General features: G+C 65.8%; 21 protein-coding genes. 13 read left to right on the plus strand and 8 right to left on the minus strand.

Annotated features, from left to right (window positions below; all coding sequences use genetic code 11):
* Nucleotides 1-142: 142 nt before the first annotated feature.
* On the minus strand, nucleotides 143-1030 hold the full coding sequence (locus tag ACR64R_RS11455; RefSeq protein WP_487361730.1) for a LysR substrate-binding domain-containing protein: 888 nt from the start codon (nucleotides 1028-1030) through the stop codon (nucleotides 143-145).
* 170 nt (nucleotides 1031-1200) lie between these two features.
* Between ACR64R_RS11455 and ACR64R_RS11460 the strand changes: the two genes are divergently transcribed.
* The 9 genes from ACR64R_RS11460 (at nucleotide 1201) to ACR64R_RS11500 (ending at nucleotide 12618) form a co-directional block, all read left to right on the plus strand.
* Complete coding sequence (locus ACR64R_RS11460) at nucleotides 1201-2598, plus strand: MmgE/PrpD family protein (RefSeq protein ID WP_487361731.1); 1398 nt, start codon at nucleotides 1201-1203, stop codon at nucleotides 2596-2598.
* 7 nt (nucleotides 2599-2605) lie between these two features.
* Complete coding sequence (locus ACR64R_RS11465; RefSeq protein WP_487361732.1) at nucleotides 2606-3847, plus strand: FAD-dependent oxidoreductase; 1242 nt, start codon at nucleotides 2606-2608, stop codon at nucleotides 3845-3847.
* Nucleotides 3848-3849: 2 nt separating this feature from the next.
* Complete coding sequence (locus ACR64R_RS11470) at nucleotides 3850-4116, plus strand: sarcosine oxidase subunit delta (RefSeq protein ID WP_487361733.1); 267 nt, start codon at nucleotides 3850-3852, stop codon at nucleotides 4114-4116.
* Nucleotides 4113-6968, plus strand: a complete 2856-nt coding sequence (locus tag ACR64R_RS11475; protein ID WP_487361734.1) for an FAD-dependent oxidoreductase — start codon at nucleotides 4113-4115, stop codon at nucleotides 6966-6968. The genes ACR64R_RS11470 and ACR64R_RS11475 overlap by 4 nt, the downstream gene beginning before the upstream one ends.
* Entirely contained in the window at nucleotides 6969-7556 is a 588-nt protein-coding gene (locus tag ACR64R_RS11480) for a hypothetical protein (RefSeq protein WP_487361735.1), read from the plus strand.
* Nucleotides 7553-8461, plus strand: coding sequence for a dihydrodipicolinate synthase family protein (locus tag ACR64R_RS11485; RefSeq protein WP_487361736.1), 909 nt, complete (start codon nucleotides 7553-7555; stop codon nucleotides 8459-8461). Before ACR64R_RS11480 ends, ACR64R_RS11485 begins: the two co-directional genes overlap by 4 nt.
* A 7-nt stretch (nucleotides 8462-8468) precedes the next feature.
* Nucleotides 8469-9437 (plus strand): D-2-hydroxyacid dehydrogenase, encoded by a 969-nt coding sequence (locus tag ACR64R_RS11490; RefSeq protein WP_487361737.1) that lies wholly within the window; start codon nucleotides 8469-8471, stop codon nucleotides 9435-9437.
* Between the two features lie 74 nt (nucleotides 9438-9511).
* Complete coding sequence (locus ACR64R_RS11495; protein ID WP_487361738.1) at nucleotides 9512-11053, plus strand: trimethylamine methyltransferase family protein; 1542 nt, start codon at nucleotides 9512-9514, stop codon at nucleotides 11051-11053.
* A gap of 74 nt (nucleotides 11054-11127) precedes the next feature.
* Nucleotides 11128-12618 carry an N-acyl-D-amino-acid deacylase family protein gene (locus ACR64R_RS11500; protein WP_487361739.1) on the plus strand — a complete coding sequence of 497 codons (1491 nt, stop codon included), beginning with the start codon at nucleotides 11128-11130 and terminating at the stop codon, nucleotides 12616-12618.
* On the opposite strand, the gene ACR64R_RS11505 is transcribed toward ACR64R_RS11500, so the two are convergent.
* Genes ACR64R_RS11505 through ACR64R_RS11535 form a run of 7 tightly spaced genes read right to left on the minus strand, consistent with a single transcriptional unit; the run spans nucleotide 12603 to nucleotide 19719 of the window.
* A complete protein-coding gene (locus ACR64R_RS11505) occupies nucleotides 12603-13268 on the minus strand; it encodes a cysteine hydrolase family protein (protein WP_487361740.1) in 666 nt (221 codons plus the stop codon). The genes ACR64R_RS11500 and ACR64R_RS11505 overlap by 16 nt on opposite strands.
* A complete protein-coding gene (locus tag ACR64R_RS11510) occupies nucleotides 13265-14542 on the minus strand; it encodes a Zn-dependent hydrolase (RefSeq protein ID WP_487361741.1) in 1278 nt (425 codons plus the stop codon). Before ACR64R_RS11510 ends, ACR64R_RS11505 begins: the two co-directional genes overlap by 4 nt.
* Nucleotides 14539-15699, minus strand: a complete 1161-nt coding sequence (locus tag ACR64R_RS11515) for an NAD(P)/FAD-dependent oxidoreductase (RefSeq protein ID WP_487361742.1) — start codon at nucleotides 15697-15699, stop codon at nucleotides 14539-14541. Before ACR64R_RS11515 ends, ACR64R_RS11510 begins: the two co-directional genes overlap by 4 nt.
* Nucleotides 15696-17009: a Coenzyme F420 hydrogenase/dehydrogenase, beta subunit C-terminal domain gene (locus ACR64R_RS11520; RefSeq protein ID WP_487361743.1), complete on the minus strand. Its 1314-nt coding sequence runs from the start codon at nucleotides 17007-17009 to the stop codon at nucleotides 15696-15698. The genes ACR64R_RS11515 and ACR64R_RS11520 overlap by 4 nt, the downstream gene beginning before the upstream one ends.
* Before the next feature lie 7 nt (nucleotides 17010-17016).
* Entirely contained in the window at nucleotides 17017-17931 is a 915-nt protein-coding gene (locus ACR64R_RS11525) for a nitrilase-related carbon-nitrogen hydrolase (RefSeq protein ID WP_487361744.1), read from the minus strand.
* Nucleotides 17916-19346 carry a dihydropyrimidinase gene (gene hydA / locus ACR64R_RS11530; RefSeq protein WP_487361745.1) on the minus strand — a complete coding sequence of 477 codons (1431 nt, stop codon included), beginning with the start codon at nucleotides 19344-19346 and terminating at the stop codon, nucleotides 17916-17918. The genes ACR64R_RS11525 and hydA overlap by 16 nt, the downstream gene beginning before the upstream one ends.
* Nucleotides 19347-19368: 22 nt before the next feature.
* A complete protein-coding gene (locus ACR64R_RS11535; protein ID WP_487361746.1) occupies nucleotides 19369-19719 on the minus strand; it encodes a RidA family protein in 351 nt (116 codons plus the stop codon).
* Between the two features lie 233 nt (nucleotides 19720-19952).
* Between ACR64R_RS11535 and ACR64R_RS11540 the strand changes: the two genes are divergently transcribed.
* Genes ACR64R_RS11540 through ACR64R_RS11555 form a run of 4 tightly spaced genes read left to right on the plus strand, consistent with a single transcriptional unit; the run spans nucleotide 19953 to nucleotide 23973 of the window.
* Nucleotides 19953-21200: an MFS transporter gene (locus tag ACR64R_RS11540; RefSeq protein ID WP_487361747.1), complete on the plus strand. Its 1248-nt coding sequence runs from the start codon at nucleotides 19953-19955 to the stop codon at nucleotides 21198-21200.
* Nucleotides 21200-21964, plus strand: coding sequence for an SDR family NAD(P)-dependent oxidoreductase (locus tag ACR64R_RS11545; RefSeq protein ID WP_487361748.1), 765 nt, complete (start codon nucleotides 21200-21202; stop codon nucleotides 21962-21964). The genes ACR64R_RS11540 and ACR64R_RS11545 overlap by 1 nt, the downstream gene beginning before the upstream one ends.
* Before the next feature lie 27 nt (nucleotides 21965-21991).
* Entirely contained in the window at nucleotides 21992-23014 is a 1023-nt protein-coding gene (locus ACR64R_RS11550) for an NAD-dependent epimerase/dehydratase family protein (RefSeq protein WP_487361749.1), read from the plus strand.
* Nucleotides 23015-23040: 26 nt separating this feature from the next.
* On the plus strand, nucleotides 23041-23973 hold the full coding sequence (locus tag ACR64R_RS11555; RefSeq protein WP_487361750.1) for an allantoinase PuuE: 933 nt from the start codon (nucleotides 23041-23043) through the stop codon (nucleotides 23971-23973).
* Nucleotides 23974-23983: the final 10 nt, after the last annotated feature.

Genomic DNA, 23983 nt, shown 5'->3' on the forward strand with positions numbered 1-23983 from the left:
CTTGCGGCTGCGCATGTTAGGGGCGATGCAAAAATCCCGGAAGGGCTTGACCCTTCATGAACCGCAGAAATCCGGCTTCAAAGACCTAAAAAAACAATGCCATTGCCCCATCAAATTTTTGAATCCGATAGTGCCACCGCGCTCAGGCGGCGTCTTCCCTTGCCCTGGAAAGAATCCATTCCTTGACCGTGCGCGCGATGTTGCCCTTCGAAAGCTGGCTCTCGGTCAGATAGTAATTCCAGGGGCTCGGCGGCCGGACGGGAAACGGCTCGACGAGCAGCCCGCGGCGCATATAGGCATGCGCGAGCGAACGCTGCGTGGCGACGAGGCCTGCCCCCATCGCGGCGAGTTCGAGGGCGATGTTGGAGGCGTTGGTCGACAGGCCTTTGTCGTGGTCCTCGAGGTCGACGCCGAGCGCTTCTGTCACCACCTGCCAGTATTCCTGGCGGCCATGCACGAAGATCCAGTCCACCTTGAGCATGTCCTGCGGCGTCTTCAGCGCATCCTCACCCTCGAGCAGGGCGGGAGCGCAGAGCAGGACCAGTTCGTCGTTCCAGAGCGGGGTCGCCGAAGGCGGCCTGTCATCGAAGCGCCGCGTCGAGATGGTGATATCGGCGATCTGCTCGCTCAAATCTTCCCAGATCGTGCCGTGCAGCACGATCTCAATTTCGGGATGCTTCTTGCGGAACGCCGCCATGCAGCCGGCCAGCCAGTTTTCCGCCAGGCTCATCGGACAGGAAACGACCACCGTGCGGTTGCGCGACGAAGCGACGATTGCCTCGGTCGCCTGGTCGATCTGGTCGAGCGCTTGGCGCAGCGTCGGCAAGAACGCCTCCCCCATCTCGGTCAGCTTGAGGCTGCGCGGATAGCGGATGAACAGCTGCCGGCCGATATAATGTTCGAGCGCGCGCACATGCGTGCTGACCGCGGCCTGCGTGTAGCCCAGTTCCTTGGCCGCCGTGGTGAAGCTCAAATGGCGGGCCGAGCTTTCGAACGAGCGAATATAGTTCAAGGGGGGCGGCGGCTTCATCCGAGTCTCCTGCTGGATATTTGCCATAGCTACCGCATGGCCACCCGGCCCTTCAATCTCAGACGGGCGACATGACATCAGTATTTTTGGCCAAAGCCGCCAAACTAATCGCGTGCCCGCACGATGAACCCAATTTATTGATGTTGTGAAGAGACTGGGGAGATAAGCGCGTGGCTGTGCCGTCATACCGGCGTGAGGGGCCTGCCGTCAGTTCCGATACGTTCACGCGGCTTGCCGATTTCGTGCTGCGGCGTCCCGCCTCCGTCTTCCCTCAACCGGTGCTGGAACAGGCACGCTACCTCCTGCTCGACACGCTTGGCATTGCGATTGCCGCCGGACCTATGGAAGCAGGCCGGATCGCACGCGATGCCGCGGTCCTGCTCTACGGTTCAAACGACCCGCGATACTCGGCTCCCATGCTGTTCGACGGGCGTCGCGCCAGCATCGCCGGCGCCGCCTACGCGGTCGCCACGCAGACCGACAATCTCGACGGCCATGACGGCTACAGCCCGACCAAGGGCCATATCGGCGTCGCTGTCGTGCCGGCGCTTGCCGCGCTCGCCGAAGCGCGGCCCGACCTGACAGGGCCGGAGGCGCTGGCAGCTCTGGTGATCGGCTACGAAGTCGCCGGCCGGGCCGGCATCGCCTTGCACGCGACGGTGAGCGACTATCACACCTCGGGTGCCTGGAACGCCTTGGGCGTGGCGGCGGTCGCGGCACGGCTGCGGCGACTCGACGAAGCGCAACTGCGCGAGGCGCTCGGCATTGCCGAGTATCACGGCCCGCGCAGCCAGATGATGCGCGAGATCGCCACGCCGACGATGCTGCATGACGGCTCCGGCCCCGGCGCGCTCATCGGACTTTCGGCGGCGGTGCTCGCCGAACGCGGCTTCACCGGTGCGCCGGCGATCACGGTGGAGGCGCCTGACGTCGCGGCATATTGGCAGGACCTCGGCGTCTTCTGGCAATCACTGCATCAATACGTGAAACCCTACCCGATCTGCCGCTGGGCGCATGCGGCGATCGATGCGGTGCGTGGACTTTGCCTAACGCACAACCTTGCCCCGTCCGACATCGCCCATGTCCAGGTCAACAGTTTCCACTATGCCGCCACGCTGTTCGACGGCATGCCAGACACGACCTCGAAGGCGCAATACAGCCTGCGCTTCGCCGTCGCCACCTTCATCATCCATAGGCGGATCGGGCTCGAGCATATCTCCGGCGCCGGGCTCGCCGACGCCGCGGTCGCCGACATGCTCACCCGCATCACGGTGACCGAGAGCGAGCGCCACAGCGCCCGCTTCCCCGCCGGCCGCTGGGCCGATGTCGTCATCACGACGACCGACGGACGTGGGCTGGCATCGGGCGACGTTCACGCGCGTGGCGGACCGGAAGCGCCGATGTCGGCGCAGGACGTCGAGGCAAAGTACATGGAGTTCGCAGCACCCGTGCTCGGAGCCGACCGCGCGGCGGCGATCCGCGACGCTATCCTTTCGCTCGACGACCGCGACAGCCACTTCTCCGATCTGTCGGCGCTGCTCTACGATCCTCCCAAGACTTCGAGCTGAGTGCGCAATGCCCCTCAGGCTTCTGAAATACGGTCTCAGCCGGGACTATCCGGTCAGCGGCGACATCCCCGCAACGCCCGAACTGAAGCCGGCCTATGACGTCGTCATCATCGGTGGCGGCGGGCATGGACTGTCCTGCGCGCATCATCTTGCAAAGTATCACGGCATAAGCAGCGTGGCGGTGTTGGAAAAAGGCTACCTCGCCGGCGGCAATACCGCGCGCAACACCACCACCATCCGGTCCAACTACATCACGCCGGAAGGCATCGCCTTCTACAAGGAAGGCGTCGAGTTGTTCGAGCGCCTGTCGCAAGAGCTCGACTTCAACGTCATGTTCTCGCAGCGCGGCCAGCTCACGCTGGCGCACAGCGAGGCGACGATGCGCAGTTTCCATTTGCGCACCGAGATGGGCAAGCATATGGGCACGCGCACCGAGGTCGTCGACCAGAAGGGCGTCGAGGAGCTCTGCCCGCTGCTGAATATGGACTATGGCGGTCCGCTCGAAATCCTCGGCGGCCTCTGGCATGCCGACGGCGGAACGGCGCGCCACGACGCCGTCGCCTGGGGCTACGCCGCCCAGGCTTCGCGGCGTGGCGTCGAGATCCACCAGCGCACCGAGGTGCAGGGCTTCGAGGTGGTCGGCGACCGCGTCCAGGTGGTCAGGACGAACAGGGGCCGCGTCGCCTGCGGCCAGGTGCTGATCGCCACCGGCGGCATGAACTACGACGTAGCACTCATGGCCGGCGTCGAGCTTCCGATCCGCTGCTATCCGCTGCAGGCGATGGTGACCCAGCCCCTGAAGCCCTGGCTCGACACGCTGGTCTCGTCGGTGTCGCTGCACACCTACCTGGTGCAGTCCTCGCGCGGCGAGGTCGTCATCGGCGGCGGCTCCGATCCCTACCAGCTCTATTCGACCCGTTCGACGCTCGACATGAAGGAGCATCTGGCCGAAGGCGCCGTCCATCTCTTTCCTTTCCTGCAAGGCGTGCGGCTGCTGAGGCAATGGGCCGGCATCACCGACATGACGCCGGACTACAGCCCGATCATGGGCGCAAGCCCGCTCGCCAATTTGTGGCTCGATTGCGGCTGGGGCACCTGGGGCTTCAAGGCGACGCCCGTCGCGGGCAAGCGCATGGCGCAGACGATCGCCGACGGCCGCGTTCCCGATATCCTGAAACCATTTGCATTGGAGCGGTTCGAGACCTTCCGCCTGCTCAATGAAATGGGCGCGACCGCGGCGAGCCATTAGCCATGAAACTGCTCACCTGCCCCATGAACGGCCCACGCAACATCGACGAGTTCCAATCCTTCGGCCCGGTGCGTGAGAAGCTCGATCCGACTGCGGCGGGCGACGCCGAATGGTCGCGCCATCTGTTCCGCGCCGAAAACCGCAAAGGCATCGTGGTCGAGTGGTGGCGGCACGTGCCGAGCAATTATTTCTTCCTGGCCGAGCGCGATCTCGTCAGCAACGAGATCATCCGCACTTTCGACGCATCCGAGCAGCGGGACCGCGCATGAACCGGTTGCCCGCCCCTTTCGGAAGCCGCATTGATCGGAGCCGCCCCGTCCGCTTCACCTTCGAGGACCAATCTTTCGAAGGCTATGAAGGCGACAGCATCGCCAGCGCCCTTGCCGGCTCCGGCCAATGGGTGCTGTCGCGCTCGTTCAAATATCACCGTCCGCGCGGCATCCTGTCGATGACCGGAGCCGACGCCAACGCGCTTGTGCAACTGCCGGCTGAACCCAATGCTCCTGCCGAGCGCACGCCGATCAGCGAAGGGCTGCGGGCCAGCGCGCAAAACGTCAACGGCTCGCTCGAGCGCGACCGCGACGCGATCATGGACAGGTTCGGCCGGTTCCTGCCAGTTGGGTTCTACTACCGCACCTTCATGGGTCCGCGCCGTGACAGCTGGCTGAAATTCTGGGAGCCGATGATCCGCCGCAAGGCGGGCCTGGGCGTAGTCGACACCAAGGCGCCGCACCGGCATTTCGACAAGACGCACCTGCATTGCGACGTGCTCGTCGTCGGCGCCGGCCCGGCGGGATTGAGCGCAGCGATCGCCGCCGCCGAGGCCGGCGCCGACGTGGTGCTGTGCGACGAGAACCCCGAGATCGGCGGCGCGCTGAGCTATGGCCGTTACGACTCGTCGGTGTTCTCCGGCCTGTCGTCGCGGCTCGAGGCGCTGCCCAATCTAAAGGTGCTGACCGGCACCGTCTGCAATGGCTGGTACGAAGACAACTGGCTGCCGCTGATCCAGGGCAATCGCCTTCATCGGACGCGCGCCCGCGAGGTGATCCTGGCGACCGGCGCCATCGAGCAGCCGGCCATCTTCCGCAACAACGACCTGCCGGGGATCATGCTCGGGGGCGCTGCCCAACGGCTGATCCGGCACTACGGCGTGCGGCCCGGTCAGAGCGCGGTGGTGCTGGCCGCCAATGACGATGGTTATCGGACAGCGCTCGACCTGCTGGATGCAGGGGTATCGGTCGTCGAGCTTGTCGATCCGAGATCGGCCGGTGAGGCCGGCCCGCTGGAAGCCGAACTGCGTGGCAGCGGCGTTGCTATTCGGAAAGGTGCAACCATCGAGGCAGCGGAAGGCAAGGCGGGAAACCGACATCTCGCCCGCGTCCGCGTCGGCGGACGCTGGATCGTCTGCGACCTTCTGACGGTTTCGATCGGTCAGGCGCCGGCATGGCAACTGCCGTGCCAGGCCGGCGGCAAGGTCGGCTACGATGTCGCCACCGAAGCGATGACGATCACGCTTCCAAAAGGCCCCGTCCATCTCGCCGGCGCCGTCGCAGGAGCGGACGACTTGCAAGAGGCAATCGCCAGCGGCCAACGAGCAGCGGCAGCCGCGCTTTCGCGGCTTGGCCACACAGTTGCGGAAGAACCTCCAGCAGCACCGAAGAGCGTCCGGCCACGCTATGTGCAGCCGATCGTCGCCGATCCTAAGGGACGCGACTTCGTCGACTTCGACGAGGATCTGCAGGTCAAGGATCTGTGGAACGCAACCAAGGATGGCTATCGAGAAATCGAGCTGGTCAAGCGCTTCACCACCGTCGGCATGGGGCCAAGCCAGGGACGTCATTCGGCCCTGGCCACGGCACGCATCGTCGCCGAGGCAACCGGCCGGCCGGTTGGCGAGATCGGCATCACCACCGCGCGGCCCCCCGTCGGACCGGAAACGCTCGGCGTGCTCGCAGGCCATCACGAGGTGCTGGAGCGCCGCACCGCGCTGCATGCGCGGCACATCGCGCTGAACGCGGCGATGAAACCGGTCGGCGCATGGTGGCGGCCCTATTACTATGGCGACGCAGGCAGTGCGCAGCACGCCGTCCGCGACGAAATCCTCGCCGTGCGCGAAGGCGTCGGCCTGCTCGACGTCTCGACGCTCGGCAAGCTGGAGATCCGCGGCCCGGACGCCGGCGAGTTTCTGGACCGCCTCTACACGATGGCGCATGCCAACCAGCCTGTCGGCCGCGTGCGCTATTGCCTGATGCTCAACGAGATGGGATCGGTGGTCGACGACGGCGTCGCCTACCGGATGGCTGAGGACCAGTTCTATGTGACGGCCACCACCGGCGCCGTCGCGCGCGTCTATGCCGACATGCTCTTCTGGAACGCCGAATGGCATCTGAAGGTCGACGTGCTCAACCTCACCGGTGCATTCTCCGGCCTGAACGTCACCGGACCAAGGGCACGTTTGGTGCTCGAGGCGCTGGACAGCGACATCGATTTCAGCCGCGATGCTTTCCCCTATCTCAGCGGCCGCGAAGGTAATGTCGCGGGCGTCCCGGTGCGGGTGATGCGCATCGGCTTCACGGGCGAACTCAGCTACGAGCTGCATTGCCCGTCGAGCCTGGCCGCCGGTCTCTGGGACGCGGTGATGGCGGCGGGCCAACCGCACGGCCTGCGCCCCTATGGACTGGAAGCGTCGCGCATCTTGCGCCTGGAGAAAGGTCATATCCTTATCGGCCAGGACACGGATGCGATCACCACGCCGGACGAACTGGGCTTCGGCTGGGCGGTCTCGAAGAAGAAGCCGTTCTTCGTCGGCAAGCGCTCCATCGAGATGCGCGGAAGGCTCGGCCAGACCCGCAAGCTGGTCGGGCTGCAATTCCCTGCCGACGCCCGCAACATCCCTGGCGAAAGCTGCCTGGTGCTGCGCGGCGGCGCGCCTGTCGGCCAGATCACCTCGGTCGGATACTCGCCATCGCTAGGGACACACATCGCGCTCGCCTATGTGCATGTCGACGACCAGGCGGAAGGCAGCCGCGTAACCGTGAAGTGTCGCGACGGCGAACTGGTCGAAGTGCCGGTCGTCGCCCACGCCTTCTTCGACCCGACCAACGCACGGCAGGAGATCTAGATGGCAGCCGGCACCGCGACCCGCATCTATCCCTTCACGCTCGGCGGCGCGGCCGACGGCACGCAATTGGTTTCCGGCGCTGTCGTGCTGAGCGATCTGACGGACAAGCCGCGCTTCGGGCTGAAAGGCGGTGGCAGCGCCGCCTGGCTTGCCGCGCGGGGCGTCGAGCTGCCCGTCGTCAACCGCATCGGCGGCCATCCCGGCATGCGGGTTCTTCGCCTCGGCAACGACGACATCCTGCTTCTCGCCGAGGGCGCCGAGACGACTCTTGCCGAACTCGAGGCCGCCTGGCAGGCCGCGCCGGCGCCAAAAGGCTATTCGTCATGGCGTGAGGAAAGCTGGGCGTGGATGCGGCTTTCAGGCCCTCGCCTTGCCGAAGCGATGAGCAGTCTCTGCGCACTGGACCTCAGACCCGGGAAATTCGGCGCCGACGACATCGCTCAGACCCGCGTAGGCCATATCGAAGCCGTGACGTTCCGTTCGCCGGCGGGTTTCGACATACTCTTCGACATCACCGCTTCGGCCTACTTCGCCCGCGCCGTCGCGGCGGTGGCTGCCCACCCAGACCAGCATAGAGGACATTCATGACCCGCCCACAAGGAACCGTCGCCCCGATCCTGACGCCGTTCGAAGACGACGGCCGCATCGCGCGCGACCTCTGGATCTCCCACGCCAAATGGGTGCTCGGCCAGGGCGCGCATTTCCTCTCGCCCTTCGGCACGACCGGTGAAGCGCTGTCGGTGTCCTTGCGCGAGCGCGTGCAGGCGCTGGAATGGCTGGTCGAGGCCGGCATCGCGCCGGACCGGCTGATGCCCGGCACCGGTGTCACCGCGCTGCCCGAAACGGTCGAACTGTCGGCGCATGCCGTCGGCCTCGGCTGCGCCGCGGTCATGGTGCTGCCGTCCTTCTTCTACACCGGCGCCGGCGACAACGGTCAGGCGCGCTATTACAGCGAGCTGATCGAGAAGGTGGCGAAGCCTTCGATGCGGTTGATCCTCTACCACATCCCGCAGAACTCGGGCGTGTCGGTCTCTCCGGCCCTGACGGCCAGGCTGAGTGAGGCCTTTCCGGACACGATCGTCGCCTACAAGGACAGTGCCGGCGACTGGAACAACACCGCCGCCGTCATCGCCGCCGCGCCGAGTATCTCGGTCTTTCCAAGCTCGGAGGCACAACTCACCAAGGGGCTGGCGAGCGGAGCCGCAGGCTGCATTTCGGCAACCGTCAATCTGAACGCCGCCGCCATCCGCCGTCTCTACGACGCGGCACGAAAGGGCGAGGACGTCGCCGAGGCGGATGCCGCCGTCAAGGCGTTCAGGAAAGTGATCCAGGATGCCGGGCTGATCCCGGCCATGAAGGCGGTGCTTGCGATCAAGTCCGGCGACCGGCGCTGGCTGAACCTGCGCGCGCCGCATGAGAATGCCACGCTGGAAAACGGCCAGGCGCTTGTTTCCGCCCTCGGCAGCGCCGCCGACCACATCGGCCGCAGTTGAGGTCGCGATGTCGGCGCGCCCAACCGTCATCCTGCACACCGACAAGCCGGCCGGAGCGTTGGCGGTGCTCGCCGAGACGCATCCGGACCTCGATGTCCATGCCTGCGATACCTATGCCGGCCTCCCCGCTTTGATTGAGCGCACCGCCGCGGAGGTGGTCTATTCGATCCGCTTCGACGGCACGCCGCGCTTTCCGCGCCAGGCCCTTACCGAGAGCCAGACGGTGAAATGGGTGTCGATCGGCGGCTCCGGCACCGACCATCTCGGCCGCTGGGATCCCGCGCATGTGACGGTGACGAATTCGGCCGGCGTCGCCGCCGGCATGCTGGCCGAATACGCGCTCGGCGCCATGCTCTCCTTCTCGCTCGACCTGCGCGGTTTCGAGCGCAGGCAGCAGGCTCGCCAATGGGGCGGCGGCCGTGTCGAGCCTATCGAGAGCAAGACCGTTCTTATCCTCGGCCTCGGCAAGACCGGCGAGGCCGTCGCGCGCCGCGCACAGGCGATGGGCATGCGCACGCTCGGCATCCGCGCGCGACCGAAGCCGATGCCCTCGCTCGACGAGGTGCATGGTCCCGATGCGCTGCTGAGTTTGGTCGGCCGTGCCGACTTCATCGTTTGCTGTGTACCGCTGCTGCCCGCCACGCGCGGCCTGCTTGGCGAGGCCGCCTTTGCCGCGATGAAGCCGTCCGCAGTCCTGATCGACATTTCGCGCGGCGGCGTCGTCGAGGAAGCCGCATTGGTAAGCGCGCTCGAGAAAGGGCGGATCAAAGGCGCGGCGCTCGACGTCTTCGCCACCGAACCGTTGCCGGCCGAGCATCCGCTCTGGGGCTACGACAACGTCGCCATCACGCCGCATTGCGCCGCGGTCTATGACGGCTGGGACATCAGGTCGGTGCGCATGTTCGCCGACAATCTGGCGCGCTACCGCAAAGGCAAAGCGCTGCAAAACGTGGTCAATCCGGAACGCGGTTACTGAAAGCAATTCCGGGAAACGCGTGACGGGGTTTTCCGTCCGGAATTGCGAAAAAGAGAATCGGAAGGGAACAAGCTATGTCACAGGACAGGCGCGGCGGTGGCCGCAGATCGAAACTCGGACGCAGCGGCGGCGGCATCGCGCAATTGCCTTGGCAAAGCCTGAAAAATCCCTACCCGCCCATGCAGATGCTCGACGAAGAGCGCATGGAGCAGTTGCACAAGACGTCGATGCGCATCCTGTCGGAGCTCGGTATCCGCGTGATGAGCGAAAAGGTGATGGACCTGTTCGCCCGTGCCGGCGCCATCGTTGACCGCGAGAGCAGCACCATCCGCATCGACGAAAGCATAGTCACCGAGGCCCTGCGCAACGTACCGTCGTCCTTCACGCTGACCAGCCGCAACCCGGACAAGCAGGTCGAGTTCGGCGGCAATTCGCTTGTCTTCGGCCTGGTCGCCGGTCCGCCCAATGTGCATGACCGCATCAATGGCCGCAGGCCGGGCAATCTCCCCGACTACCAAAACTTCATCCGGCTGGCGCATCACTTCAACGCCATCCACATCATCGGCAACCAGGTGGTGGCGCCGGTCGAGCTGCCGGCCAATTCGCGCCATCTCGACACCTACCACGCCAATCTGACGCTGAGCGACCTCTCCTTCCATTGCACCGCCATCGGCCGCGCCAGGGCGATGGACGGCATCAACATGATGGCCATCGCGCGCGGCATCTCCGTCGAGGAGATGCGCGCTTCGCCGGGCGTGACCACGATCATCTCGATCAACTCGCCGCGCCTGTTCGACGATGCGATGGCGGAAGGCCTGATCGCGATGGCCGAGCATGGCCAGCCGGTGACCGTCACGCCCTTCACGCTGATGGGGGCGATGACCCCGGTGACGCTCGCCGCCGCGCTCTGCCAGCAGAACGCCGAGGCGCTGTTCGGCGTGACACTGACGCAACTCGTCAACCCCGGGACGCCGGTGATGTATGGCGCCTTCACCTCCAATGTCGACATGAAATCCGGCGCACCGGCTTTCGGCACGCCGGAAAACGCCAAGGCCAACATCATCGCCGGGCAACTGGCGCGGCGCTACAACCTGCCGTATCGCACCTCCAACGCGAACGCCTCCAACGTGGTCGATTTGCAGGCCGCCTACGAGACGGAAATGGCGACATGGGGCGCAGTGCTCGGCGGCGCCAATCTGATCTACCACGCCGCTGGCTGGCTTGAGGGCGGGCTGACGGCGTCCTACGAAAAGCTCGTGCTCGACGTCGAGATCCTGCAGAACATGATGGAGTTCCTGCGGCCTCTGCCGTTCCAGGAGGACGACCTCGGCTTCGAGGCCATCAAGTCGGTGCCGGCCGGCGGCCATTTCTTCGGCGCCGAGCACACCATGTCGCGCTACACGACCGCCTTCTATCAGCCGATGCTGTCCAACTGGCAGAACTACGGCGCCTGGCAGGAAGCCGGCGGCAAGGACGCGCTGGAGCGCGCGACCGAGCTCTGGCAGCAGGCGCTGCACGATTACGAGGAGCCGGTGATGGACCCCGCGATCCGCGAGGAGCTCGACGCCTATGTCGCGCGCCGCCGCGAGGAGATCGCCGCCAATCCGGAAGCTTAGAGCATGATCCCGAAAGGTGGGACCCGGTTTTCGGAAAGGATCATGCTCCATCAAAAGAGTTGGAAAGCCGCCCGATGCCTTATGATCTCGTTATTCGCCACGCGACGCTGATCGCCGGCGACGGCTCAAGACCCTTCGAGGCCGACATCGCCGTCACCGGCGACAGGATCGCCGCCATCGGTCGGCTAAACGCTGAAAAAGGCATCGAGGAGATAGACGCCTCCGGCAAGGTGGTGGTGCCCGGCTTCATCGACGTGCACACCCATGACGACGGCGCGCTGCTGGCGCCGCGCGGCATGGACCCGAAGATCAGCCAGGGCGTGACGACGGTGATTGCAGGCAATTGCGGTGTCAGCCTTGCGCCGCTGCAGCTCGAAAAGACCCCGCCGCCGCCCTTCACGCTGGTCGGCGGCCGCGAGAATTTCCGCTTCGACCGCTTCGCCGATTATGTCGCGGAGCTCAGGCGGCGCGGCATCGCCACCAACGCGGCCCTGCTCGTCGGCCACACCACTCTGCGCCAGCGCTGCATGCCGGTGACCGACCGGCCCGCCAACGAAGCGGAGACGGCGGCGATGCAGGAGGCGGTCGCCGAAGCCATGGCCGAAGGCGCGTTCGGCCTCAGCACCGGGCTCGACTACCCGCCGGCAGTCAACTCGTCGACGGAGGAGGTCAAGGCGCTTGCCGCGACAGCGGCGGGCCTCGGCGGTCCCTATGTTACCCACACGCGCAATTATTTCGAGACCATGGACGAGGCGATCGAGGAAGCGATCGACATTGCGGAGCACGCCGGCGGCAAGCTGTTCATCTCGCACCACCAGTGCACCGGCCGCGCCAATTTCGGCAAGAGCCGGCCCTCGCTGGAACGGATCGACCGCGCGCGCGAGACGATAGATATAGGCATGGACGTCTATCCCTATGCCGCGAGCTCGACGGTGCTTCGGCTGGAGCGCTGCGACACCGGGCTGAAGATCCTCATCACCTGGTCCGATCCGCATCCGGAGATGGCAAGGCGCGAGATCGCCGACATCGCGCGGGAATGGAACTGCACCGAACGCGAAGCCGGCGAGCGCCTGCTGCCGGCCGGAGCGGTCTACTTCCAGCTCGACGAGACAGATGTCCGCAACATCATCGCGCATCCGCGCACCATGATCGGCTCGGACGGCCTGCCCCACGACATCCACCCGCATCCGCGCCTGTGGGGCACGTTTCCGCGCGTGCTCGGGCACTACGCGCGCGATATCGGCCTGTTCAGCCTGGAAGAGGCCGTCTTCCGCATGACCGGCCTGCCCGCGCGTGAATTCGGTATCGAGCAGCGCGGCATCCTAGCAGAAGGCAATTTCGCCGATCTCGTCATCTTCGATCCCGAGACGATCATCGACACCGCCACCTTCGAGGAGCCGCGCCGCCCGGCGGCCGGCATCGACCGCGTCTTCGTCAACGGCGTCTCGGTCTGGCGCGGCGGCAGGGCCACCGGAGCGCTGCCCGGCTCGGTTCTCAAGCCCTCGCCATCAAGGACGGTATTCAGGGGCGCGTGCGGCTGCGGCGCCGGTCACAGCGCCTCGTAGATCCGGTCGACGCTCTCCAGCGCATAGGCGAACTCCACCGGGCGCGTGCAGCGCCAGCCATCGAAGGGCTGGCCGGCAAGCGCCTTCAATGCCTCGGGTTGGCGCAGGATCCCACCGCCATAGAGCCGGTTCGCCATGTCGAGCATGCCTGTGCGATGCATGGCTTCCGTCATGCTGCCGCAGGCTTCCTTCACCAGCCAGACGCGGAATCCCTGGTAGACCGCATCGAACACGCTTTCCGTTACGCAGCTGTCGGTCAGCACGCCGGTGACGACGAGGTTCTCGATGCCGAGCGCGGCGAGCCGCTGCGAAAGCTCGGTGCGGCGAAAGGCGCTCGGCCAATGCTTGTGGATGACGAGATCGCCGGGCACTGCCGCCACCTCGGCACAGATATCCGCGCCTTCGCTTCCTGCGACAGCGGAGCGGAATTCCTCGGTCAGGATTTCCTCCTGCCGCGCATAGTCTTCACGCTCCTCCGGCTTCACCCAGGCCTGCGCGTGGATGACGGGCACGCCAGCCTTGCGGGCCGCTTCGATCAGCGCGGCGGCATTGGCGAGCACGTCATCATAGCCGACGACCGGCCATGCGGCGCCGGGGCGGTATTCATTCTGCAGGTCGATGACGAGCAAGGCAGTCTTGGCGAGGTTCATGTCTGAGCCGGTGAGTTGTCGAAATCGGCGACGAAACGCAGTAGCAGCCGGATCGCCTGATCGAGGTCGGCGATCTCCATCGCTTCATACGGATTGTGGCTGCCGTTCTCGTTCCGCACGAAGAGCGTCGCGGTCGGAATGCCGGCGCCGGCGAAGGCGGCTGCATCGTGCCCCGCCCCGCTCGGCACGAGCGGCACCCGCATTTCCAGCAAGGTGGCAGCGCGGTCAAGCCTGCCGATCAGATCCGGCGACATGGTCGCAGGGTCCCAGGTGAAGCGCGGACCAAGCTTGAAGGTGACGCCGCGTTTGGTGCCAACTTCAGCGCAGATCTCATGCAATCTTGCCTCGATGTGGTCCAGCACGCCTGCTTCGGCGCTGCGCACATCGAGCGTGAATCCGAGTTCGCCAAGGACTCGGCTGCCGCCATGTTGCGTCGGATCGGATTGCACTCGACCGAAGGTGATGGTGGCCTCATGCCCATCGCGTTCGAGCACGTCCCACTCCGCCTCGAGGCCCGCGATCAGGTCGGCAAAGCCAAGCACGCTGTCGTGCCGGGCGAAGCGCGGCTCGGCCCCCGAATGGGCATAGGCGCCAAGACATCTGGCGTCGACATAGCGGAATCCCCCGGCGATCCCGGTGACGATGCCGACAGGCGCCCCGGCGGCGACCAGGCGCGGCCCCTGCTCGATATGTACCTCGACGAAGGCCGCAATCCGGCCCGCATCGATGCCCGGTGTGCCGCGTCGCACGGCGTCTGGGTCGAAACCTTCCTCGCGCATGTGCTCGGCCAGCGTGCGACCGCTGTCGGACCGCTTCGCATCGAGCGCCTGCGGATCGAGCACGCCAAGCGCCGCCTGGCTGCCTGGGTAGGACAGCGGAAACCAGACGGCTTCCTCGGCGCGGGTCGCCAGCACGACGAGGTCGCGCGGCAAGCGGATGCCTTGCCAGACCAGTTCGGCCATCACCGCCAGGCCTGCCACGACGCCGGCGGCGCCGTCGAAATTTCCGCCATGCGCCACACTGTCGAGATGCGAGCCGATGACGATCGCAGGCAATTCCGGACGGCCCCCCTTGAGCGTCAGATAGAGATTGCCGGCGGCATCGACGCGGGCGACGGCGCCGAGCTTTTCCGCTTCCTTGCGCACGAGATCATGGGCAAAGCGTTCGCCGGGTCCGTAAGCGACGCGCGTGATCCCCGGCGCGTCCGTCGTAGCCTCGGCCAGCGCGTCCAGAATGCTTCCCGCCAGTTTGCCGCCGGCCGTCAGTGAGTTCATGAAGCGACCTGCCGAACTTCGCCCTCGGCGCCGCGCAGCCGGTGCGGCGTCAAGTCGTCCAAGGATACGCCTTGTCTCGCTACATCGTCCGGCAGGCCGCCGCCGGCGATCAGGCTGGCGCAGACGCGCGAGAGCGCCGGCGACGTCTTGATGCCGTAGCCGCCCTGCCCGACCAGCCAGACGAAATCTTGAAATTCGTCATCCGGTCCGACCACCGGCGAGCCGTCGGCGACGAAGGTTCTCAACCCTGCCCACGAACGCGACACGCGCTGCACTTCGATCGTCGTTGCCCGTTCGAGACGCTCGGCCCCAATCGCGACATCGATATCTTCCGCAAAGGCGTCCATCGGCGCCGACGGCGTCGCATCGGCCGGCGAGACGAAGAGCTGCCCGGCATCCGGCTTGAAATAGAACTCCGCGCCGACATCGTTGACCAGCGGCCAGTCGCTAATGTCGAGGCCGGCCGGCGCCGGTATGTTGAAGGCGGTGCGGCGCTTCGGCTTCAGGCCAACGGGACGCACGCCGGCCATCAGCGCGATCTCGTCGCCCCAGGCGCCGGCCGCATTGACGATCAGCGGCGCAAGGAATGCTCCCGCTTCCGTCTCGACCCGCCATTGACCGCCCTGTCGGCCGATGGCTCTCACGCCGGCCTTGGTCACGATGCGCGCGCCGTGCGCTCGCGCGCCGCGCAAAAAACCCTGGTGCAGGCCGTTGACGTCGATGTCCATTGAATGCGGCTCGATGTAAGCGCCGGCGAGATAATCCCGGCGCAGCACCGGCACGCGCGCGATCGCCTCGTCCGGCGTCATCGCGACGATCGACGGCACCAAGGCCTGCGCGGCCGCCAGATCCTCGCGCAACAGGTCGAGCTGATCGGCGCGCGCCACGGTGATCATGCCGCGTTTGCTGAGCAGCGGATAATCGGAAAAACCTGTCGGCGGCTCGGTGAGAAATGCCCGGCTGGCGAGCACGATGCGACGGATGACGCCGTTGCCATAATTCTCGGTGAAGCTCGCCGCCGAGCGTCCCGTGGTGTGATAGCCGCAATGGCTCTCGCGCTCGAGCAGCACGACCTTTTTGTCGCGCGAAATCTCGAAGGCAGCGCCGGCGCCGGCCATGCCGCCGCCGATGATGATGACGTCGGTCTGCTCGCTCATGGATCCCCCAAAACTGTCCCGCGCGGCACGGCTGGCGGTTCGCCCAGACGGCCGCGGCCCGCACGATCGCGAGCGCCCCGCCCTTCTGCCAGATTCCCGGCCAACGAATTCTGAGCGGCGCAATCCCGCAAAGCGAGGCCGGTGACTAAAGGCACCGGCTTGCCGGCGATGGCCATGCCTGTCAGCCGCGCCCACACGGCGCGCCGCTTGCGCACCTGATGCGACTGCAATTCGCTGATCTCGGCGATCCCGCTCTGGCGCTTGATCCGCAGCGCGCCAGCCTCAACCGCCGCGTCGAACAGCTCCAGCCCGCGCTTTGACCGCACGATGATGCCGTTGAGCGGCTCGTCCTCAACAGCCGGCCCGCCATTCAGCCAGGAATCCGACACCGCGATATCCGCAACCTGCCCGATCGCGTCGGGACAGATCTTGCAGCGCGGCTGGATCATCCATTTGTCCTCGTCTTCCCAGAGCTGTCTGTAGCCGATCTCGAAGACTCGGCCGTCTTTGGTTTCGATCCGGTTGAGGCCCGGGTTGCCGTGGCCCCGGTAGCGGAACAGCGCCAGTTCGTCTTCGCTCAATCCGAAGCGCTGTAGCACCTGTTCCGATTTCGTCAGGTCCGAGGCGCCGCCGCAGACGAAGGCGAGCGCATAGCGCATGTGCTCGTCAACGCGCGGATCGAGCCGGGCCAGGTTGCGCACGGCGGTGATGTCGCAGGGCTTGGCGATCAGCGCGAACGGCTCGCCGCGGTCGAGGATGTCGTTGAAATCCACCAGCGTCGCCGCCGGACCATAGCGCGAGCCGGCGCCTTCGAGCACCGAGGCGGCATCGAAGCTCAGCTTGCGTTCCGTGCGCATCGGCATGGAACGCGAGGCCGCGACATGCAGCACGAACTTGACCCGTCCCGAGCTGAGCAGGAACTGCCCGAGCGCCGTCAGCGTCCCGCCGCCGGAGCCGATGAAGCGCACCGTGGGATCTGCGGCGGAGCCGAGCACCAGCCGTTCGACCGGTCCCCAGACCGTGTCCGCCAACGCGGCTTCGTCTGTCTGCGTTGGTGGCGGACCGGCGATGCGCGTTCCCGGGCAGACAGCGTTGATCTTCGCCAATGTCGGCTTGTCCAATGCCCGCAACGCCACTGGCCGCTCGCGCCCCTCCGGGGTCATCACCATGTCGACGCGGCCGGAGCCAGCAATCGATCGGCACAGGCCGCAGCCGATGCAGAGGCCATTCTCGACTATCTCGCCAAGCGTCAGCGGATCGGTCGAGGGCGGCGGCTTGTGTTGGCTTTGCCTTGTTTCGTTCCGGCCCATCGCAGTCTCAGACCGGTTCCGAGATGCGTTTGTACTGATCCGGGCGGCGATAGAGCGCGAAATTGAAATTCACCTTGCGGCAGACCTCGATCAGATCGAGATCGGCGCGATGCACGATCACCTCGTCGTCGAGCGACATCGCCTGCGCGGCGATCTCGCCGGTCGGCGCGATGATGCAGGAGCCGCCGATCAGCGCCTGGCCGTCTTCCAGACCCGCCTTGGCGGCAGCGCCGACCCAGAGCGTGTTCTGGTAGGCGCCGGCCTGCATCGGCAGATGATTGTGGAACATTCTCAGATGCGCCAGCGCCGGCGCCTCATCGAGCAGCAGCGGCGTGTTGTAGCCGAGCAGCGCCACCTCGGCGCCGTTGAGGCACAGCATGCGGTAGGTTTCCGGCCAGCGGCGGTCGTTGCAGATGGCCAGCCCGACGCGGACGCCGCGATAATCGAAGACCGGAAAGCCGAGATTGCCAGGTTCGAAGTAACGCCGTTCGAGATGCGTGGTTGTGCCTTCTTCCGGCTCGCTCGAACCCGGCACATGCATCTTGCGATAGCGGCCGATGAAAGCGCCGTCCGGCCCGACCAGGTCCATGGTGTTGAAATGGCGCGTGCGGCCTTCTTCCTGCGTAAGCTCGCAATAGCCGAGCGCGAAGCCCACCTTCAGCCGCGCGGCGGCATCATAGAGCCGCTGCGTCTCTGGCCCTGGCATCGAAGCTTCGAAGAAGGCGTCGATCTCGGCCTGGTCGTCGATGCGCCAGCGCGGGAAGAAAGTGGTGAGCGCCATTTCCGGGAACACCGCGATCTCGGCGCCGGCGGCTGCAGCTTTCTCAAGCAGGTGCACCAGGCGACCGACCGTCTCGGCGCGCGTGGCGCTGCGCTGGATCGGCCCGGTCTGGCAAACGGCAATGGTCAGGCATCGAGCCATGGTGTCCAATCCTCGACTGGTCTTCCGGAAAGCGCCGGATCGGCGGCGGCGCGCGCCACAAAACGCCCGAAGCCCGGTTCGGCTTGCAGCTTGCCGTCGGCGACCACCGGTGCGCCGCGCACCAGCACGGTGGTCGGCTTGCCGGTGACGACCCGACCCTCATAGGGCGTGAAATCGACGCGCGAATGCAGCGCCTTGTGTCCGAGCGTCCAGCGTGCGGTCGGATCCCACAACGCCAGGTCCGCGTCGAGCCCGACGGCGATGCTGCCCTTGCGGTCGGCAAAACCGTAGATCGAGGCGGCGTTGCGCGAGGTGAGGTCGAGATAGCGCTCGAGCGTCAGGCGACCGGTCAGCAGCCCTTCCGAAAACAGCAGCGGCAGCCGCGTCTCGATACCGGGAATGCCGCTCAGTATCGTGGTGAAACCGGGTGTCTCGGAATGACCGATCTTGTCGGCGAAATAATAGGGCGAATGGTCGGACGACCACAGGTCGATGCCGCCAGCGGTCAGCTCTTGCCACAGATGCTCGTGGCTGCGCGGCGAACGCGGCGGCGGCGAGAAGACGAAGCGCGCCGCGTCGATTGCCTCGCGGTCGAGATCGGCGGCCCCGAGGAAGAGATATTGCGGACAAGTCTCGGCAATGGCATCGACGCCGCGTGTCTTCGCCCGTGCCACCTCTTCGGCCGATTGCCAGGAGGAGACGTGGACGATGGTCATTCGCGCACCTGTCATCTCGGCGAAGGCCAGCGCACGATGCGTCGCCTCGCGCTCCATCGTCTCGCCATGGGCGACCACATGGTAGCGGATGTCGGTGCGGCCGAGATCGATGAGCCGCTGGCGTGTGCGGCGGATCGCGGCGTCGTTCTCGGCGTGCACCATGACGATCCAGCCAAGCCGCCGCGCAGTATCCAGCACCTTGAAGAACAGGTCGTCGTCGACGGCAAAACCCTGATAGGTCATGAACAACTTGACCGACGCGATACCGCGCTGGGCAAGTTGGTCGAGCTGAGCTTCGACGTCGGCGCCGGTGCCCATCGTGACCACGGCATGCAGCCCGTAGTCGATCACCGCGCGCCCCGCCGCGCGCTCGAGCGCGCGGTCGATGGCAACTATGGTCGTCATATCCTGCCCGGGCATGCCGAACGGCACGATGCAGGTGGTGCCGCCGAATGCGGCCGAGATTGTTCCGGAATAGAAATCGTCGGCGTTGCCGGCGCCGCCCCAGACCGGCTGGTCGAGATGGCAATGCGCATCGATGCCGCCGGGCATCACCCAGCGGCCGCCCGCATCGATCACCTTCTCGCCGGAGAGGCCCTTGCCGATGGCGGCGATCCGGCCCTCGTCGATGCCGATGTCGCATTCGGCCCAGCCGTCGTCGAGCGCCACGCGCCCGCCTTTGATAACCAGCTCATTCATTGGCGTCCCCTCGCCGGCCGGCTCAGTCGACGGCCGCCGTGACCATGATTTCGACGCGGTACTGGTCGCCGGCAAGCCGCGCCTCCACCGTGGCGCGCACCGGCATCGCGCTCCTGTCGATCCAGGCGTCCCACGCCGCATTCATCATCTCGAAATCGGCGATGTCGCGCAGCCATATTTGCGCGCTGAGCAGCTTCGACTTGTCACTGCCGGCCTTGGCGAGAAGCGCGTCGATCTTGGCCAGGATCTGCTTGGTCTGGCTGGTGGTGTCGCCGGAAAGGTCATCCGCGGTCAGGCCGGCCACATAGACGGTGCCGTTGTAGCGGAGCACCCGGCAGAAGCGCTGGCCGTTCTCGAGGCGTTCGATCGTCATGATGTTCCCTTCCGCTGGTTCCCGTTTTGGCTTTTGCCTATGGTACGGAGGGTGCAAAACCGCTGTAAAGCCCGTTCCAAGGCCGCAATGCCGCTTTCCCTGGCAGCGATGGCCAAAAAAAAATTAGCCATAGCCGCGTCAATCTTCGTTTGTGGCAAGCACCGCAGCGTGTAGCTTCTGCTCGGGCAGCCTCCGGTCAAAGGGGCCGCCAGGGAGCCGCCGCAGCCGCATTCATGAGGTCGATCGCTCAATCCGCGGCGAGGTTCTGGCAAAATGCAGAGCGCTCTCGCGCCCTGCTGCCGATCATGGTCGGCATCTGCCTGGCCTGCATAGGCAGCGCCATGCTGACCACCGCCGTCTCGCTACATCTCGGCAGGCCCGGCATTTCTCCCCAAGTCGTGCAGATCGTACTGACCGCCTACCCCGTCGGCTTCCTCCTCGGATGTCTGGTCACGCGCCCGGCCGTCGGGAAATACGGGCATGAGCGCACTTTCGTGGCGATCCTGGTGCTCGCGCTGCTGGGCGCGTCAGGCTTTGCCTTCGCCGACTTCCTGCCAAGCTGGATCTGCTTTCGCCTGCTTGGCGGCATGGCGATGGCGTCGCTCTTCGTTGTTTGCGAAAGCTGGATCAACCTCTATGCCGAGCAGCACAATCGCGGCGCGATGTTTTCGCTCTATATGCTCACGACGGCGAGCGCGGTGCTGCTCGGGCAGGTTCTGGTCGCGCTGGTCGGCCCCCAATCTCCGCATCTTTTTCTGGTCGCCGCCGCAATGGTGCTGCTGGCCCTGATCTCCAAATTCCTCGGCGGACATTGGCCGGCGCTGCCTGCCGCCGATCCGGACCACGCGAGTTCGGCAAGGCCGGTCAAGCGTCTCGGCCCGCTGGCGCTTTTTCGGCTCGCGCCGGTAACGGTCGTGGCGATCTTCCAAGGCGGCATTACCAACATGAACATCTTCGTGCTGACACCGATCTACGGGACGCAGATCGGCTTGCCGGCGGCAATGACGGTCGGCCTCGTCACCACCATAAGCATCGCCGGCATGCTCGCGCAGACCCCGGTCGGCTGGCTGTCGGACAGATTTGAACGACGCATGATACTGCTGATCCAAGGCGTCCTGTCCGTTACACTTTGCGCCGCGATCGCCTGGCTCGGCGATTTTTCGGTGCCGCTGCTCTTTGTGCTGTTTTTCCTCTACGGCTGCACTGCGCTGACGGTCTATCCGGTGGCAATGGCGTTCGGCGCCTCGCAATTGCACAGCCGCCACATGGTCGGCGCTTCCGGCACGCTGCTCCTGCTCTATTCGATAGGCAATGTCGCGACGCCCGGCATTTCGGCGGGCCTGATGGAGCATATGGGTGCGCCGGCGATGTTCCTGCTGCTCGGCGGCGGCGCCGTGCTGGTGACGCTGGCCGCCTGCTACAATCTGCTGCGCCGCCCGGTCAGCGCCGCGGCCATGCAGCCCATCGAGGAGCAGGTCTGATGACGGAAGCTGCAATGAGCCGCCTGAAGGGTGATGTCATCCTGATCGCCGGCGCGGCCAGCGGCATCGGCGCGGCGATCGCCGGCCGCTGCATCGCGGAAGGCGCAAGGATCGTTTGCGCGGATTATGATCTCGAGCCCGCGGCGAAGCTTGCCGAAGCGCTGGGGCCTACCGCCGCCGCTTGCCAATGCGACGTAACGACAGCTCTCTCCGCCGAAGCGGCCGTGGACTTCGCCCGGCAAAAATTCGGCCGGCTCGACGGGCTGGTGCACAATGCCGCCGCGCCCTCGACCAGCGCCACGGTCGTCGATCTCCATGAAAGCGCATGGCGGCATGAGATTGATGTCGGCCTGACCGGCGCATTCCTGATGAGCAAATTCGCCGTGCCGCTGATCGCCGCTAGCGGCGGCGGTTCGGTGGTCTTCATCGGCTCGCAATTCGGGCGTGTCGCGACCACCAGGGCTGTCGCCTATTGCGCTGCAAAGGCCGGGCTGATCCACCTCGCCAAGGCAATGGCCGTCGACCACGCCGCCGAGAAGATCCGCGTCAACAGCCTGTCGCCGGGCGCGGTGGCGACCACACGCCTGCTGCGCCGTTTCGCCGATTTCGAGGCCGCCAATTCAGGCCTTGGTCCCGCGCATCTGCTCGGCCGCATCGCCGAGCCCGACGAGATCGCCGCGGCGGCGGCTTTCCTGCTTTCCTCCGACGCATCCTTCGTCACCGGATCCGACATGCTCGTGGACGGCGGCTATGCGACGCGCTGAGCCCGAAACCTTCGTAAGGGAGTTCCAATGACCCTGCTCGTCACCGGCGGCACCGGCTTTGTCATGAGCGTGGTGGCGCGCGCATGGCTGGATCGCGATCCCAGCGCCCGAGCCGTGATCCTCGACCGCTCCGGCCTCGACGCCGCCGCCGAAAAGCATTTCGCTCCGGTGCGTGACCGTCTGACGGTAATCGCCGCTGATATCCTCGACCCGGAAGCCTGGTCCGCGACGCTCGACCAGCACGGCATCACGGCAATCGTGCATGGCGCCACGATCACGCCGATCTCGCGCGGCAGCGCCTCGGAGGCCAAGCGCCAGCCGGAAGCCGAAGACCCGGCCCGCATCGTCGACGTCAATCTCATGGGCACCGTGCGGATGCTGGACTGGGCGCGCGCCAGACCGGGTCTGAAGCGCTTCATCTATGTCAGTTCCGGTTCCGTCTACCGTCACAACGGGCCCGACTGGGGCGGCGAACCGCTGCCGGAAGACGGCTATGTCGCGCCGCTGACGCTCTACGGCATCTCGAAATTCGCCTCCGAGATGGTCACCAACCGCTATGCCGACCTGTTCGGCCTGTCGGCGGTCTCGGTGCGGCTCGCCTCCGTCTACGGCCCGATGGACCGCGCCACCGAGAGCCGCAATTTTCGCCATGTCCCCAACCGCGTCGCGCACATGGCTTTGGCCGGCGATACGATCAGGCCGAACAGCCTGGAACCCGTCGGCGACTATGTCACTTCCACCGACGTAGCCGCCGCGATCCTCGCGCTGATCGATGCGCCACACCTCAATTATCGCCACTACAATATCGGCTCCGGGTCCAGCCAGACCATCGGCGAGATCATCGGCTGGGCGCGGGAACGCGTGCCGGGCCTGAAGGCCGAAGTGGCGCCCGGAGAAGACGCCAACATCGTCCAGGACGTGGCCCTGAAAGGCGGCATGTGGGGCGCCTATGACATCGCCCGCATCCTGCGCGACACCGCCTGGCGGCCGCGCCCGGGCAAGGAAGCCTTCCACGCCTACATGGACTGGATCGCCGCAAACGAAACCTGAGCAAGTGGATCAGAGGAGACCAGCCAATGCCGACCGATCCGCAGCAAGTGCAGCAACCGCGCGACTTTGTCGGCTACGGCCCGCATCCGCCCTTCGTCACCTGGCCGGGCGGCGTCAAGCTCGCCGTCAACCTCGTCCTCAACTACGAGGAAGGCTCGGAGTACAACTGGCTGGATGATGGCCGCAACGACAATTGGGGCGAGTACAATCTCACCGGCAGCATGCCGGTGCGCGACCTTGGAACCGAAACGCATTTCGAATATGGCAGCCGCGCCGGCGTCTGGCGCCTGGCCAGGCTGTTCGACCGCTATGATATTCCGGTCACATTTTCCGCCTGCGCCGTGGCGCTCGAGCGCAATCCGCCTCTGGTCGAGTGGATGAAAGCCCGCGGGCATGACGTGATGGGCCACGGCCTGCGCTGGATCGACTACACGACCATGGAGCGGGCTGAGGAAGAGCGTCATCTTCATCAGGCGATCGCGCTTTATGAAAAACTGCTCGGCAAGCGTCCGGTCGGCTGGAACTGCCGCTCGTTGCCCAGCGTCAACACCCGCGACCTCCTGGTGGAGGAAGGCGGCTTCCTCTATCATTCCGATCCCTGCAACGACGACCTGCCCTATTTCCTCGATCATCGCGGCACGGAGATTCTGGTTCTGCCTTACTCCAAGGCGCTCAACGATAGCCGCTATCTGGTGGCGCCCGGCTACAGCAATCCGCGCGACTTCGCCGAGGATTGCCGCTCGGCGATCGACTATATGCTGGACGAGGCTGACGAAACCGGCGGCCGCATGCTGACCATCGGCATTCACGCGCGCTGGATGGGCCAGCCCAACCGCGCCTCGGGCCTGCGTGAGGTGGTCGAGCATGTCCGGCAAAGCAACGGCGCCGCCTTCATGCGCCGCGAGGACATCGCCCGCTTCTGGCTCGAAAACCATGCCCGTTTCGAAAAGCGCGGCTGAGGGAGATCAA

It is taken from the genome of Mesorhizobium sp. MC2-1-1, from assembly GCF_057597255.1.

Excerpts from the sequence above, each read along its gene's own strand:
- hydA (WP_487361745.1), bottom strand. The coding sequence starts at position 19,346 with ATGAATGAGCTGGTTATCAAAGGCGGGCGCGTGGCGCTCGACGACGGC.
- ACR64R_RS11535 (WP_487361746.1), bottom strand. The coding sequence starts at position 19,719 with ATGACGATCGAACGCCTCGAGAACGGCCAGCGCTTCTGCCGGGTGCTC.
- ACR64R_RS11515 (WP_487361742.1), bottom strand. The coding sequence starts at position 15,699 with ATGAGCGAGCAGACCGACGTCATCATCATCGGCGGCGGCATGGCCGGC.
- ACR64R_RS11455 (WP_487361730.1), bottom strand. The coding sequence starts at position 1,030 with ATGAAGCCGCCGCCCCCCTTGAACTATATTCGCTCGTTCGAAAGCTCG.
- ACR64R_RS11505 (WP_487361740.1), bottom strand. The coding sequence starts at position 13,268 with ATGAACCTCGCCAAGACTGCCTTGCTCGTCATCGACCTGCAGAATGAA.
- ACR64R_RS11540 (WP_487361747.1), top strand. The coding sequence starts at position 19,953 with ATGAGGTCGATCGCTCAATCCGCGGCGAGGTTCTGGCAAAATGCAGAG.
- ACR64R_RS11495 (WP_487361738.1), top strand. The coding sequence starts at position 9,512 with ATGTCACAGGACAGGCGCGGCGGTGGCCGCAGATCGAAACTCGGACGC.
- ACR64R_RS11555 (WP_487361750.1), top strand. The coding sequence starts at position 23,041 with ATGCCGACCGATCCGCAGCAAGTGCAGCAACCGCGCGACTTTGTCGGC.
- ACR64R_RS11545 (WP_487361748.1), top strand. The coding sequence starts at position 21,200 with ATGACGGAAGCTGCAATGAGCCGCCTGAAGGGTGATGTCATCCTGATC.
- ACR64R_RS11490 (WP_487361737.1), top strand. The coding sequence starts at position 8,469 with ATGTCGGCGCGCCCAACCGTCATCCTGCACACCGACAAGCCGGCCGGA.
- ACR64R_RS11485 (WP_487361736.1), top strand. The coding sequence starts at position 7,553 with ATGACCCGCCCACAAGGAACCGTCGCCCCGATCCTGACGCCGTTCGAA.
- ACR64R_RS11480 (WP_487361735.1), top strand. The coding sequence starts at position 6,969 with ATGGCAGCCGGCACCGCGACCCGCATCTATCCCTTCACGCTCGGCGGC.
- ACR64R_RS11465 (WP_487361732.1), top strand. The coding sequence starts at position 2,606 with ATGCCCCTCAGGCTTCTGAAATACGGTCTCAGCCGGGACTATCCGGTC.
- ACR64R_RS11475 (WP_487361734.1), top strand. The coding sequence starts at position 4,113 with ATGAACCGGTTGCCCGCCCCTTTCGGAAGCCGCATTGATCGGAGCCGC.
- ACR64R_RS11500 (WP_487361739.1), top strand. The coding sequence starts at position 11,128 with ATGCCTTATGATCTCGTTATTCGCCACGCGACGCTGATCGCCGGCGAC.
- ACR64R_RS11525 (WP_487361744.1), bottom strand. The coding sequence starts at position 17,931 with ATGGCTCGATGCCTGACCATTGCCGTTTGCCAGACCGGGCCGATCCAG.
- ACR64R_RS11470 (WP_487361733.1), top strand. The coding sequence starts at position 3,850 with ATGAAACTGCTCACCTGCCCCATGAACGGCCCACGCAACATCGACGAG.
- ACR64R_RS11550 (WP_487361749.1), top strand. The coding sequence starts at position 21,992 with ATGACCCTGCTCGTCACCGGCGGCACCGGCTTTGTCATGAGCGTGGTG.
- ACR64R_RS11520 (WP_487361743.1), bottom strand. The coding sequence starts at position 17,009 with ATGGGCCGGAACGAAACAAGGCAAAGCCAACACAAGCCGCCGCCCTCG.
- ACR64R_RS11510 (WP_487361741.1), bottom strand. The coding sequence starts at position 14,542 with ATGAACTCACTGACGGCCGGCGGCAAACTGGCGGGAAGCATTCTGGAC.